The sequence below is a fragment of the Polymorphum gilvum SL003B-26A1 genome (genome assembly GCF_000192745.1).
GTDB lineage: Bacteria > Pseudomonadota > Alphaproteobacteria > Rhizobiales > Stappiaceae > Polymorphum > Polymorphum gilvum.
The window spans coordinates 1,410,590-1,423,626 of sequence record NC_015259.1 but is presented as its reverse complement, the minus strand read 5'-3'; the positions used below and the strand labels follow the sequence as shown (position 1 = coordinate 1,423,626).

The following is a 13,037-nucleotide window of genomic DNA, read 5'->3' as shown; positions in this document are numbered from 1 at the left end:
CAGGATCGGGCGCCAGGATCGGGCGCCAGGATCAGACGCCGGGAGGCGCCGCCCGCGACAAAACCGATTGCCGGATCGGCCCGCCTGCCGCAGTCTGAAAGCAAAAGACCGCACTGAAGCGACAACAAGAGGGGAATCCACGATGACACGCACCTTGAAATCCGGAATTCTCACCACGGTTTCGGCCGCAGCCTTCGCCGCCGTGACCGCGACCGCCGCCGTCGCCGCGGAGAAGTGGGACATGCCGATGGCCTATCCGGCGACCAACTTCCACTCCGAGAACGCCGCCACCTTCGCGGCCTGCGTGACCGCCGGCACCGGCGGCGAGATCGAGATCGTCACCCATCCGGGCGGCTCGCTGTTCGGCGGCGCCGACATCAAGCGCGCCGTGCAGACCGGCCAGGTGCCGATCGGCGAGCGCCTGCTGTCGGCCCACGCCAACGAGAACCCGCTGTTCGGCATCGACAGCATTCCCTTCCTCGCCACCTCCTTCGACGACGCGGTCAAGCTGTGGACCGCGGCCGAGCCGGCGATCGCGGAAGCGCTCGACGAACAGAACCTCGTGCTGCTCTACACCGTGCCGTGGCCGCCGCAGGGCTTCTACTTCAACATGGAAGTCAATTCGGTCGCCGCCATGAAGGGCGTCAAGTTCCGCGCCTACAACGCGGCGACCGCCAAGCTCGCCGAACTGACCGGCATGCTGCCGGTGCAGATCGAGGCCGCCGAGATCTCCCAGGCCTTCGCCACCGGCGTCGCCCAGGCGATGATCTCCTCCGGCGCCACCGGCTACGACAGCAAGCTGTGGGAGAACGTCTCGCACTTCTACGAGGTCGACGCCTGGCTGCCGCGCAACGCCGTGTTCGTCAACAAGGACACCTGGGCCGGCCTGAGCGACGCGGCCAAGACGACGCTGACCGACTGCGCCGCCACCGCCGCCTCGGACGGCCTGCAGAAGGCCAAGGACTACACCCAGTTCACCCTGGACGGGCTGAAGTCGAACGGCATGCAGGTGCTCAAGCCGTCCGAGCAGCTCAAGAGCGACCTGAAGGCTATCGGCGAGACGATGACCAGCGAATGGCTCGCCTCCGCCGGCGACAAGGGCAAGGCCATCGTCGACGCCTACAAGAGCATGTAGGCCCTGCGGATGGGCGGACCGGCAGGTTGCTGCCGTTCCGCAGCTCGCGCAGACCCTTGAGCGTGCAAGCGCGGAGTGAACTGCGTATCGGCGGCCTGCTGCCACATCGTGCATCCCTGTCGTCCCGGTTGGCGCGCACGGCCGAGACCGGGGTCCAGCCCCCTGGTCTCGGCGCCCAGCGGCCAACGGTGACCGCCCAGGTTGCCGAGCCCTGCCTGCGCAGGGGCGACAAGGGAGCGGGTGTCGGCATCGCCGTCCCGTTCGCCCCGCGCCGGCGGGGACCGTTCGCCTTGCCACAGGACAGACCAGCGGGAATGGCATCATGAAGACACTCGGGCGCGGGCTGCGCCGGCTCCTCGACGGGCTCTATTTCGCCGGCGGGCTGATCGCGGCGGTCTGCCTGGTCGCAATCCTGGCGATCATCGTCGCCCAGATGGTGACCCGCTGGACCGGGCTGACCTTTCCCGGCGCGACCAGCTATGCCGGCTACGCCATGGCGGCGGCCTCGTTCTTCGCCTTCGCCCATGCGCTCAACCGCGGCGCTCACATCCGCGTCAGCGTGCTGCTGACGGCGCTCGGACCGAAACGCCGCTGGCTGGAACTGTGGTGCTTCGCCATCGGCGCCGCCCTGTCCTGGTTCTTCGCCCGCTACGCCATCAAGGCGGTTTACTGGTCGTGGAAGCTGAAGGACGTCAGCCAGGGACAGGACGCGACACCGCTGTGGATCCCGCAGCTCGCCATGGCCGCAGGCACGGTGCTGCTCGCCATCGCCATGACGGACCACCTCGTCCGCATCGTGTTCCTGGGCGAGCACGGCATCAAGGCCGACACCGTCGACCAGAGCCAGGGGAAATAAGCGGCCATGGACGCCTTCGGACCCGTCGCCATCTTCCTGTTCACCCTGTTCCTGCTGCTCGGCAGTGGCGTATGGGTTGGCCTCGCGCTGCTCGGCGTTGCCTTCGTCGGCATGGAACTGTTCACCTCGCGCCCGGCCGGCGACGCCATGATCACGACGATCTGGGCAGCCTCCTCGTCCTGGACGCTGACCGCCCTGCCGCTGTTCATCTGGATGGGCGAGATCCTCTACCGCACGCGCCTGTCGGAGGACATGTTCCGCGGCCTGTCGCCCTGGATGGCACGCCTGCCCGGCGGCCTGCTGCATACCAACATCGTCGGCTGCACCGTGTTTGCCGCCGTCTCCGGCTCCTCGGCGGCGACGCTGTCGACCGTCGGCAGGATGTCGATCCCCGAACTGCGCAGGCGCAACTATCCCGAACGCATGGTAATCGGCACGCTGGCAGGCGCCGCGACGCTCGGCCTGATGATCCCGCCATCGCTGACGCTGATCGTCTACGGCGTGACCATCAACGAATCGATCACCAAGCTGTTCATGGCCGGCGTGGTCCCGGGCCTCGTGCTCGCCTCCCTGTTCATGGGCTACGTGGCGCTCTATTCGAAGCTGTCGAAAGCCTACCGGCCGGATCCCGAACCGGCGATGAGCCTTGCCGAACGGCTACGCAACTCGCGCTTCCTGCTGCCGGTGATCGCGCTGATCGTCGTGGTCATCGGGTCCATGTATCTCGGCTGGGCGACGGCGACGGAAGCGGCCGCCATCGGCGTCATCGGCGCGCTGATCCTCGCCGCGGCGCAGGGCTCGCTGACGCTGAAGACCTTCGGCGAAAGTCTGATGGGCGCCACCCGCACCTCCGCGATGATCGCCCTGATCCTGGCCGGCGCCGCCTTCCTGTCGCTGTCGATGGGCTTCACCGGCCTGCCGCGCGCGCTCGCCACCTGGATCGGCTCGCTGAACCTGACCGCCTTCGAGCTGCTGATGGCGCTGCTGGTGTTCTACATCATCATCGGCTGCTTCCTGGACGGCATCTCGTCGGTGGTGCTGACCATGGCGGTGGTCGAGCCGATGATCCGCCAGGCAGGCATCGACGTGATCTGGTTCGGGATCTTCATCGTCGTCGTGGTCGAGATGGCGCAGATCACGCCGCCGATCGGCTTCAACCTGTTCGTGCTGCAGGGCATGACGCGCCACGAAATGAACTACATCGCCCGCGCCGCGCTGCCGATGTTCGCGATCATGGTCGTGATGGTCTTCGTGCTAATCCTGTGGCCGGAGCTCGCGACCTGGCTGCCTGAAACCATGAGCCGGCGCGGCGCCGGCTAGCCTTGGACCTGCGTCTCCTCCCGATGCGGGCGCCGCCAGTCCGGCACCCGCACCGGCCACCGCAGCCTCAGCACCGAAACGGTCCACGCATGTTCGACATTCCTTCCGCCACCCTGTCCGACCTGCCGCTGCTCATTCTGGCGGAGGCCATCGTCGCGCTCGCCGCCATCCTGCAGGCCAGCGTCGGCATGGGCTTCGGCATGCTCGCGGCACCGCTGCTGGCGCTGATCGATCCGACGCTGGTGCCCGGCCCGATGCTCGTGCTCGGCTTCGTCACCGCCGCGATCGGCGCGCTCCGGGAACGGCGGGGAATCGACTGGGGCGAATTGCGCATCGGCTTTACCGGGCGCGTGGTCGGCGCGGCCGCGGCGGTCGCCCTGCTCGCCTCCCTGCCCGACCGGTCGCTGTTCTCGCTGATCTTCGGCCTGCTGGTCGCCTTCGCGATCGTGCTGTCCGTATCCGGCTGGAAAATCGCCTTCACCCGGGTCAACCTGTTCGCGCTGTCCACCGTGTCGGGGCTGATGGGCACCATCACTTCGGTCGGCGCCCCGCCGATGGCGCTCCTCTACCAGCACCGCGACGTGCTGACGGCACGGCCGACGCTGAACGCGCTGTTCGCCTGCGGCATGATCGCCGGTCTCGCCGGCCTCGGCCTCAGCGGCTGGATCGGCTGGCGCGACGTCGGCACGGCGGCCCTGCTGGTGCCGGGCATGGCGACCGGCTTCTACCTGTCGCGCTACACGGCGCGCTTCGTCGACCGGCGGTTTCGCCATGCCGCGCTCGGCCTTGCTTTTGCGGCAGGCGTCCTTCTCATTGTGCGCGGCACGCAGGCATTGTGACGATAATAATTTGTCGATAAATTATGAATGAGAACCTGCACTGACGAGGCCGGCAAAGCCCCCGCCCCAAGCCCGGGACAGGGCGCCGCAGCCGCGCCAGAGCCAACGACAAGACCCAATGTAAAGAGGATCTGCGCCATGGCCGGCAAATGGGATTTCTGGATCGACCGCGGCGGCACCTTCACCGACATCGTCGGCCGCGCGCCGGACGGCTCGATCCGCGCCCACAAGGTGCTGTCGGAGAACCCGGAAGCCTATCGCGACGCCGCGGTGCAGGGCATCCGCGAACTGCTCGGCGTGGCCGCCGCAGACCTTATCCCGGCCGGGCGCATCGCCACGGTCAAGATGGGCACCACGGTCGCCACCAACGCCCTACTGGAGCGCAAGGGCGAGCGCACCGCGCTCCTCATTACGCGCGGCTTCCGCGACGCGCTCGCCATCGGCTACCAGGCCCGGCCGGACATCTTCGCCAAGCAGATCGTCAAGCCCGAACTGCTCTACGAGCAGGTGCACGAGATCGCCGAACGCGTGCGCGCCGACGGCAGCCTCGAGACACCGCTCGACCTCGACGGTGCACGCACCGCCCTGCAGGCCGCCTTCGACGACGGCATCCGGTCGGTCGCCATCGTCTTCATGCATGCCTATGCCTTCCCCGAGCACGAGCGCCAGGTCGCCGACCTCGCCCGTGCCATCGGCTTCCCGCAGGTCTCGGTCAGCCACGAGGTGTCGCCTCTGATGAAGCTGGTCGGACGCGGCGATACGACCGTGGTCGACGCCTATCTGTCGCCGATCCTGCGCCGCTACGTGCGCCAGGTGCAGGAGGAACTGGGCGACGGTCCGCGGCTGATGTTCATGCAGTCCTCTGGAGGACTGACCGCCGCCGACCTGTTCCAGGGCAAGGACGCGATCCTCTCGGGCCCCGCCGGCGGCGTCGTCGGGGCGGTCGAGACGTCCAGGATGGCCGGCTTCGAGCGGATCATCGGCTTCGACATGGGCGGCACCTCGACCGACGTGTGCCACTTCGACGGCGCCTTCGAGCGCGCCTTCGAGACCGAGGTCGCCGGCGTGCGCATGCGCGCCCCGATGATGCGCATCCACACGGTCGCCGCCGGCGGCGGCTCGATCCTGCATTACCGCGACGGTCGCTTCCAGGTCGGCCCGGATTCGGCCGGCGCCAACCCGGGTCCCGCCTGCTACCGCCGCGGCGGGCCGCTGACGGTGACCGACGCCAACCTGATGACCGGCAAGCTGGCGCCGGACTTCTTCCCCAAGATCTTCGGGCCTGCGCGCCACGAGGCCCTGGACGGCGATGTGGTCAGGGCCGGGTTCGCCGATCTGGCTGCCCGCATCGGCGACGGCCGCAGGCCGGAGGAGGTCGCCGACGGCTTCCTCAAGATCGCGGTCGAGAACATGGCCAACGCGATCAAGAAGATCTCGGTCCAGCGCGGCTACGACGTCACCGACTATGCACTGACCTGCTTCGGCGGCGCCGGCGGCCAGTCAGGCTGCATGGTCGCCGACGCGCTCGGCATGAAGACGGTGATCGTGCATCCCTTCTCCGGCATCCTGTCGGCCTACGGCATGGGCCTCGCCGACATCCGCGCCAACCGCCAGCAGGCGGTGGTCAGGCGCCTGGACGACGGCCTCGTTCCGGAACTCGAAGCGCTCAAGGCGGAACTCGCCGCGCACACCGAGGCGGAACTGGAGGGCCAGGGCATCGAGGCCACCGGTCGCGTCACCGAGGCGCGCGCGCATCTGCGCTACGAGGGCACCGACACGCCGCTGCCGGTGCCGCTCGCCGGCGTCGCCGCCATGACGGCCGACTTCGAGGACGCCCACCGCAAGCAGTTCGGTTTCGCCTACGAGAACAAGCCGGTGGTGGTCGAGGCGCTGGAGGTCGAGACCTTCGGCGGCGGCGCGGGCATCGCCGAGCCGGACCGGCCGCTGTGCGACGCGACGCCGGAGCCGGCGCGAAGGACGCGCTTCTTCTCCGACGGCGCCTGGCACGAGGCGGCGATCCACACCCGCGACCGGCTGGGGCCGGGCATGGCGGTCGACGGGCCGGCGCTGATCATCGAGCCGCACGCCACCATAGTGGTCGAGCCGGGCTGGCGCGCCGCGGTGAACGCCAAGGACCACGTGATCCTCACCCGCGTCGTGCCGCTGGCGCGCACGGAAGCGATCGGCACCCATGCCGATCCGGTCATGCTCGAGGTGTTCAACAACCTGTTCATGTCGATCGCCGAACAGATGGGCGTGACGCTGCAGAACACGGCCTATTCGGTCAACATCAAGGAACGGCTCGACTTCTCCTGCGCGGTCTTCGATGCCGACGGCGCACTGGTCGCCAACGCGCCGCACATGCCGGTGCACCTAGGCTCGATGGACCGCTCGGTCGAGACCGTCATCCACCTCAACGCGGGCCGGATCGCGCCGGGCGACGTCTTCGCGCTCAACGCGCCCTACAACGGCGGCACCCACCTGCCCGACATCACCGTCGTCTCGCCGGTGTTCGACGGCGCCGGGACGGAAATCCTGTTCTGGGTGGCCAGCCGCGGCCATCACGCCGACGTCGGCGGCTCCGCTCCCGGCTCGATGACCCCGCGCGCGACCACCGTCGACGAGGAAGGCGTTCTGTTCGACAATTTCAAGATCGTCGACCGCGGCCGCTTCCGGGAGGCCGAGCTGGTCGAGCTCCTGACCGACCATCCCTTCCCGGCGCGCAACCCGCACCAGAACGTCGCCGACCTGAAAGCGCAGATCGCCGCCAACGAGAAGGGCATCCAGGAACTGCGCAAGATGGTCGCCCATTTCGGCCTCGACGTCGTCCAGGCCTACATGGGCCACGTCCAGGACAACGCCGAGGAGAGCGTGCGCCGGGTGATCTCGGCGCTGAAGGACTCGGACTGCGACTATCCGACCGACCAGGGCTCGGTGATACGGGTCAGGATCACCGTCGACAAGGACAGGCGCGAGGCGACGGTCGACTTCACCGGCACCAGCGCGGTCAAGCCGAACAACTTCAACGCGCCGGAGCCGGTGACGCGCGCCGCCGTGCTCTACTGCTTCCGGGTGATGGTCGAGGGCGACATCCCGATGAACGCCGGCTGCCTCCGGCCGATCCGGATCGTGCTGCCGGACGGCTGCATGCTGAAGCCGGCCTATCCGGCCGCCGTCGTCGCCGGCAACGTCGAGACCTCGCAGCACGTCACCAACGCGCTGTTCGCCGCGCTCGGTGCCATGGCCAACAGCCAGGGCACGATGAACAACCTGACCTTCGGCAACGCCGCCTACCAGTATTACGAGACCATCTGCTCCGGCTCGCCGGCCGGCCCCGGCTTCCACGGCACCGACGGCGTCCACGTCCACATGACCAACTCACGGCTGACCGATCCGGAGGTGCTGGAGTTCCGCTTCCCCGTGCTGCTGGAGGACTTCCACATCCGCAAGGGGTCTGGCGGCAGGGGACGGTGGCACGCCGGCGACGGCACCAGCCGCACGCTGCGCTTCCTGGAGACCATGGACTGCGCGATCCTCGCCTCGCACCGGACGATCCCGCCGAAGGGCCTCGCCGGAGGCGGCGACGGCGAACTCGGCCGCACCGAGGTGCGCCGCCTCGACGGTCGCATCGAGGTGCTCGACGGCTGCGACCAGACGGTGCTCCAGGCCGGCGAGGCGGTGACCGTGATCACCCCGACCAGCGGCGGCTGGGGCACGGCCTGAGCGACCGCACAATCCCGCTAGGCAATCGATTTCCGGCGCAGTATCGTCCCGCGCCGGCAATTGTGCCGTGCGTATTCTTTCAGGTGATACCATGAACAAAATCGTGTCTGGGTCGGCGCTTGCGTTGCTGATCGCCGCCACCGTCAACGCCTCCGCCGGCCAGTGGCTGTTCGATCTGGAGAACCGCTCGGAATTCAGCGTGACCTCGTTCCGGACTCAGGAGAACGGCCAGTGGAGCGACAACTGGCTGAACGAGATCGTCGCCCCGGGCGAGGTCTTCGAGATGGACTTCGGTACCGACGAGGGCGACTGCGTCGTGCGCACGCGCATCGAGTTCACCGACAACACCTATATCGACGCCAACATCGACTATTGCGACATTTCGGTGATCACCGTCCGCAACAAGGACGTGGTCTGGAAGTGACGCCGGCGCCGCCGCAGGCGGCCGGATGACAGCGTCGAGGCCGGGTGTCCCCCGGCCTTTTTTCGTGCCCGCCTCAAGCGACCGGCGCGCTGCGCCGGTCGAAGCTCATCGACACCGGCTTGTGGTCGCTGGTCAGGGCGTATTTCGGCCGCGTGCCGGTCACCGCGTGATGGACCTCGTGTTCGACCAGTCCGCCGCGCCGGCGCGCCGCGAAGGCGAAGGGCTCGACCTGCGGGTTGTTGGTGAAGGCCTGGCTGAACAGCACGTGGTCGAGCAGGATGCGCGGGTCGCGTCCCGGATCCAGTCGGTCGCGGAAGAACACCGACCAGCGCTCGTCCTCTGGCGCATCGAACAGGGCGTGGTTGAGGAAGCGGCGGGCGAAGAAGATTTCGCCCTGCAGCGAGCTGATCAGGTCGTGATAGAGGAAGCGCCGCTCGATCCGCTCCTTGCCGGGCCCGTCGTTGAGATCGCCGGCGACGATGATCGGCGCGCTGGCGTCGGCCTTGAAGCGGGCGTCGATGTAGTGGCGGATGTCGGAGCATTCGGTGGTGATCTTGGTCCGCGCCTTGATCAGGTCCGCGACCAGAGCCGGATTGTTGGCGAAGAACGCCGCATCCGACGGCTCGCCCGTAGCCCGGACCTGGGTCAGCTTGCTCTTCAGATGCGCGCCGATGATCTCGACCAGAACGCCGTCGACGCGCGCCAGCAACACCTGCGGGTGGCGCCAGTGCGAGTGATTGCGGTCGATGTCGAATTGCAGCTGGCCGCCGACGAATTTCGGATAGGACACGTCCCAGCTGCCACCGCGATGCTCGCCGGCGGAATTGGCCTCGGTCAGGCTGCGCCACTGGTCGAGATGGAGCAATTCGCCCGTGATCGGGCGGCCCTTGCGGATCAGGAACCAGATCCACTGGCGACCCGTGCTGGCATCGGTGCCCTGCATGCCGTAGTCGCGCCGGTCGCCCGAGCCGCGTACCACGAGATCGTGGTCGGGCGCGACCAGGGCGAAGAAGCGGTTCGCCCGGGCCTCGCCGTTCGGTCCCTCGCAGACCAGCAGGATGTCGGCGTCCAGCGCGGCGATCTCCTCGCGGATCGCATCGCGCCGCGCCTCGGCCCTGCGCCTCTCGGCCGCATCGCCGCGACCCAGATCGTCAAGCAGCTTGTCGGCGTGCTCGATGTTCCAGCACGTGAACTTGAACCCCTGCATGGCTATCCTCCCCGACGCCCAGGCGGCCCGGATACGACCTGGAGGCGAAAGTGTTTCCAAGTTCGACCGGGGCGTCAAGCGCCTGGACGGCCGTACGCCGTCTCAACCAAACCGCAACCTGTTTTTGCAACAATTGCGGAGAGGAGGACGGCACCAGAATGACGGTCAGGGCACGCAGTTTCGAAGAACGGCTCGACGCACTGAGCGAGCTCGAGCACCATTTCGCTCATCACGATGCCTGGCTGGAGCGTCTGCACCGCACGCTGGTCTGCCGCATCCCGGCAGAAGCCGACATCACCGACGAAAAGGCGCATTGCAAATGCAATCTCGGCCGATGGCTGGGCGACCGCGGCGAAACGATCTTCGGCCATGATCCCCGCTTCGCCAAGATCCTGTCCGCGCACGAAGTCATGCACGGACAGGCCCGCACCCTGGCGGCAGAGGCCGTGGCCGGCCGCCCGATCCCCCCGGACAGATACGACAGGTTCGTCGAGGTCCTCACCGCCCTGCGCACGGAAATCAAGGCGCTCCACACCGATCTCGCCACCGGAATCGTCAAGTCCGACCCGCTGACCGGTGCCGAGAACCGCCTGTGGATGCGCCAGCGGCTGGAGTTCGAGGTCGCCCAAGCCCATGCCAGCGGCGAAGCGGTTAACCTCATCATGATGGACGTCGATCACTTCAAGCGGATCAACGACCGCTTCGGCCACCTGTTCGGCGACCAAGTGCTGGCCGGGATCGCCGAATCGGTCACGGCAAGTGTCCGCGCACAGGACCTGTTCTTCCGCTACGGCGGCGAGGAATTCCTGCTCTGCATCCGCCATGCAGACCTGTCGGCCGTCATGACGCTGTGCGAACGGATCCGCACCACCGTCGAAGGTCTGCGATTCAGCGGTCCGCAGGACGAGGATGTCCGGGTGACCGCATCGTTCGGCCTGGCGCCCCTGGATCCCGGCACGACGCTCGATGGCGCGATAGATAACGCCGACCGCGCCCTTTACGACGCGAAGGCCGCCGGCCGCAACAGGGTCGCTATCTGGGACCGACCTGCCGCCTGAGGTGCTGCGACGAGACCGCGACCGGCATCCGAAGACCGGCATCCGAAACCTGTCCGGGCCTGTCCGCTGCCCGTCAGTCCGTACGCGGTTCCCTGTCGATGCAGCTCCAGCCGATGTCGCAGGCGGGCGTGTCGCGCGTCGCCGTCACCGCCGGCACCGCAACCTGCGCCGGCAGGCACCATGCGCCGGTGGCGACGAACTGCTCGTAGGTCCGCGGCCCGGTGTTCATCGTCAACCGGCCGTGGCGGGCGAGCAAATCGCGCGCCTCCGCACAGGTGAGCTTCCACAGATCCGGCCGGGCCGAAAAGGCCGGGCTTGCGCTGACGGCGACAACAGCCGCGACCAGCAGCACGCGTCCTGGCATCATGAGACTGTCCTTCCGCGGGATCAGACGAGGCGCGCCTGGCACGGCGCTGCGGGCGATGCCCCGGTCCCGCCTTTCGTCCGCACGCCCGACCGACGGGATCATCCCCCCAAGCCGCTCGGGCGTCGACCCAATTCTCCGTGACCGACATGCCCGGACCGCCGTCGCGGATTTCGATCCGTGACGCATAAACACTGCATAAACCAACTTGGGGTTTTATAGAAACAACGACTCGTCTCGACGTCTGATTGTAGTGAGCCCTAACAATGACCCTCGTTTCGGGCCTGCTCGGCACGATCAACACTTCGCAAGGCCACGGAGATCCATCCATGACTGCCGCTCCCTCCCGCCCCTTCGCCGTCCGGTCCGTCAGCGCGAAAATCCTGGCGGTCGTCGGCCTACTCAGCCTCGCCATGATCGCGATCGCCGCGATCGGCACCACACAGATGAACTCCATCGGCCTTGAACTGGAAGAGATCGCCGACCAGAACATTCCCCTGACGGAAACCGTATCCAAGGTGACCGCACACCAGCTCGAACAGGCGATCCTGCTCGAACGCCTGCTGCGCCTTGGCGGCATCGACACCGGCAACGACACGACGCGCTTCCAGGCGACGATGGCGCACTTCGAGAAGCTGGCCGCCCAGGTCGACGCGGAAATCAAGGCAGCCGAGCACCTTGCCGAACAAGCGCTTGAACACGCCGTTACAGAGGAGCACGCGGCCAAGTTCCGCTCGATCCTGGCCCAGCTCAAGGACATCGAGCGCGAGCATGCCACCTATGACGACCATGCCCTGGAGGTGGTCAGGCTTATCGAGGCGGGCCGGATCGAGGACGCGACCGAACTGGCCCGGCGGGTCGAGCAGGAGCAGGAAAATCTCGATCACGAACTCGTCGAACTGATGGAGGATCTCGAAGCCTTCACCGCCGCATCGGCACGCGCCGCCAAGGAACACGAACAGCAGGCGATCCGCCAGCTCGTGGTCGTGTCCGGCGTGTCGATCCTGGTCGGCATCGCGCTTTCACTGCTGATCGCCATCAGGGGCATCAGCCGGCCGCTGAAGGCGGTCACCTTCGCCCTCGACCGACTCGCCCAGGACGACACCTCGGTGCAGTTGACGGTCCGAAGCGCCGACGAGATCGGCCGGTTGGCCGTCGCGTTCGAGGCGTTCCGGGAAAAGACTATCGAGATCAAGCGCCTGCAGGCTCAGGCCAGGGAGGAGGAGGAACGCATCGAGCTGGAAAAGCGCGAGGTCACGATGCGGCTTGCCGACGAGTTGGAAAGGACCGTCAAGGGCGTCTCCGACAGGATCGCCACGGCCGTCCACGAACTGGAGCAAACCGCCCACAGCATGGCCGCGACTGCCACGCAGACCTCCCAGCGGGCCGGCACGGTGGCCGCTGCCGCGGAGCAATCCTCGGCCAGCGTGCAGTCGGTCGCCAGCGCATCGGAAGAACTGGCCGCCTCGATCCGCGAGATCAGCCGTCAGGTCTCCGGCGCGATGGAGGTCGCCGCGAAGACCAGTCATCAGGCTCAGGCCTCGAGCAAGACCGTGGAGGGCCTGTCGGCCTCGGCGCAACGCATCGACGACGTCGTCAGGCTGATCAACGACATCGCCGAACAGACCAACCTGCTCGCCCTCAACGCCACCATCGAGGCGGCCCGGGCCGGCGAGGCGGGCAAGGGGTTCGCGGTGGTTGCTTCCGAAGTGAAGGCGCTGGCGAACCAAACCGGCAAGGCGACGGAAGACATCAGCCAGCAGGTTTCCGAGATGCAGAACGGCTCGGCCAGAACTGCCGAGGCGATCCTGACGGTCGTCCAGGCGATCGCCAGGATCGACGAGCAGATCAGCGGCATCGCCTCCGCCATCGAGGAGCAGAATGCAGTCACCGCCGAGATCGCCCGCAACGTCGCCGACGTCGCGAACGGCAGCGCAGACATTTCCGCCAACATTTCCGACGTCAGCCACGGCGCCACGGATTCGAGCGCCGGCGCCCGGCAGGTGATGGCGACGGTCCAGGATCTGGCCGGCCAATCCTCCCTGCTGCAGGACGAACTCGACCGCTTCCTGCTGACCATCCGCGCCGCCTGAGGCGGCGCGGAGGTCCTA

The 13,037-nt window shown here is 67.5% G+C and carries 10 protein-coding genes; 8 read left to right on the top strand and 2 right to left on the bottom strand.

All coding sequences use genetic code 11. The features are described 5' to 3' along the window. Positions 1 to 142 precede the first annotated feature (142 nt). The 6 genes from SL003B_RS06700 to SL003B_RS06675 all read left to right on the top strand — a co-directional run bounded on the left by SL003B_RS06700 (position 143) and on the right by SL003B_RS06675 (position 8,297). Entirely contained in the window at positions 143 to 1,135 is a 993-nt protein-coding gene (locus tag SL003B_RS06700) for a TRAP transporter substrate-binding protein (RefSeq protein ID WP_013652068.1), read from the top strand. 322 nt (positions 1,136 to 1,457) lie between these two features. Next, complete coding sequence (locus SL003B_RS06695) at positions 1,458 to 1,991, top strand: TRAP transporter small permease (protein ID WP_013652067.1); 534 nt, start codon at positions 1,458 to 1,460, stop codon at positions 1,989 to 1,991. A gap of 6 nt (positions 1,992 to 1,997) precedes the next feature. Beyond that, positions 1,998 to 3,311 (top strand): TRAP transporter large permease, encoded by a 1,314-nt coding sequence (locus SL003B_RS06690; protein ID WP_013652066.1) that lies wholly within the window; start codon positions 1,998 to 2,000, stop codon positions 3,309 to 3,311. An 89-nt stretch (positions 3,312 to 3,400) separates the two neighbouring features. Then, the gene (locus SL003B_RS06685) at positions 3,401 to 4,150 is read left to right on the top strand and encodes a sulfite exporter TauE/SafE family protein (protein ID WP_013652065.1); all 750 of its coding nucleotides are present in this window, start codon (positions 3,401 to 3,403) and stop codon (positions 4,148 to 4,150) included. A 138-nt stretch (positions 4,151 to 4,288) separates the two neighbouring features. Next, positions 4,289 to 7,873, top strand: a complete 3,585-nt coding sequence (locus tag SL003B_RS06680; protein ID WP_013652064.1) for a hydantoinase B/oxoprolinase family protein — start codon at positions 4,289 to 4,291, stop codon at positions 7,871 to 7,873. 91 nt (positions 7,874 to 7,964) lie between these two features. Further along, entirely contained in the window at positions 7,965 to 8,297 is a 333-nt protein-coding gene (locus SL003B_RS06675; RefSeq protein ID WP_041375412.1) for a hypothetical protein, read from the top strand. Positions 8,298 to 8,370: 73 nt separating this feature from the next. Here SL003B_RS06675 and SL003B_RS06670 read toward each other — a convergent pair whose 3' ends face one another. Further along, complete coding sequence (locus SL003B_RS06670) at positions 8,371 to 9,504, bottom strand: exonuclease/endonuclease/phosphatase family protein (RefSeq protein ID WP_013652062.1); 1,134 nt, start codon at positions 9,502 to 9,504, stop codon at positions 8,371 to 8,373. Between the two features lie 158 nt (positions 9,505 to 9,662). On the opposite strand from SL003B_RS06670, the gene SL003B_RS22240 reads away from it, so the two are divergent. After that, complete coding sequence (locus SL003B_RS22240; RefSeq protein WP_013652061.1) at positions 9,663 to 10,562, top strand: diguanylate cyclase; 900 nt, start codon at positions 9,663 to 9,665, stop codon at positions 10,560 to 10,562. A 73-nt stretch (positions 10,563 to 10,635) separates the two neighbouring features. On the opposite strand, the gene SL003B_RS06660 is transcribed toward SL003B_RS22240, so the two are convergent. Further along, positions 10,636 to 10,929, bottom strand: coding sequence for a hypothetical protein (locus SL003B_RS06660; protein ID WP_013652060.1), 294 nt, complete (start codon positions 10,927 to 10,929; stop codon positions 10,636 to 10,638). A 326-nt stretch (positions 10,930 to 11,255) separates the two neighbouring features. On the opposite strand from SL003B_RS06660, the gene SL003B_RS06655 reads away from it, so the two are divergent. Next, positions 11,256 to 13,019 (top strand): methyl-accepting chemotaxis protein, encoded by a 1,764-nt coding sequence (locus SL003B_RS06655; protein ID WP_041375411.1) that lies wholly within the window; start codon positions 11,256 to 11,258, stop codon positions 13,017 to 13,019. The last annotated feature ends 18 nt before the right edge of the window (positions 13,020 to 13,037 follow it).

Excerpts from the sequence above, each read along its gene's own strand:
- SL003B_RS06700 (WP_013652068.1), top strand. The coding sequence starts at position 143 with ATGACACGCACCTTGAAATCCGGAATTCTCACCACGGTTTCGGCCGCA.
- SL003B_RS06660 (WP_013652060.1), bottom strand. The coding sequence starts at position 10,929 with ATGATGCCAGGACGCGTGCTGCTGGTCGCGGCTGTTGTCGCCGTCAGC.
- SL003B_RS06690 (WP_013652066.1), top strand. The coding sequence starts at position 1,998 with ATGGACGCCTTCGGACCCGTCGCCATCTTCCTGTTCACCCTGTTCCTG.
- SL003B_RS06655 (WP_041375411.1), top strand. The coding sequence starts at position 11,256 with ATGACTGCCGCTCCCTCCCGCCCCTTCGCCGTCCGGTCCGTCAGCGCG.
- SL003B_RS06675 (WP_041375412.1), top strand. The coding sequence starts at position 7,965 with ATGAACAAAATCGTGTCTGGGTCGGCGCTTGCGTTGCTGATCGCCGCC.
- SL003B_RS06680 (WP_013652064.1), top strand. The coding sequence starts at position 4,289 with ATGGCCGGCAAATGGGATTTCTGGATCGACCGCGGCGGCACCTTCACC.
- SL003B_RS22240 (WP_013652061.1), top strand. The coding sequence starts at position 9,663 with ATGACGGTCAGGGCACGCAGTTTCGAAGAACGGCTCGACGCACTGAGC.
- SL003B_RS06670 (WP_013652062.1), bottom strand. The coding sequence starts at position 9,504 with ATGCAGGGGTTCAAGTTCACGTGCTGGAACATCGAGCACGCCGACAAG.
- SL003B_RS06695 (WP_013652067.1), top strand. The coding sequence starts at position 1,458 with ATGAAGACACTCGGGCGCGGGCTGCGCCGGCTCCTCGACGGGCTCTAT.
- SL003B_RS06685 (WP_013652065.1), top strand. The coding sequence starts at position 3,401 with ATGTTCGACATTCCTTCCGCCACCCTGTCCGACCTGCCGCTGCTCATT.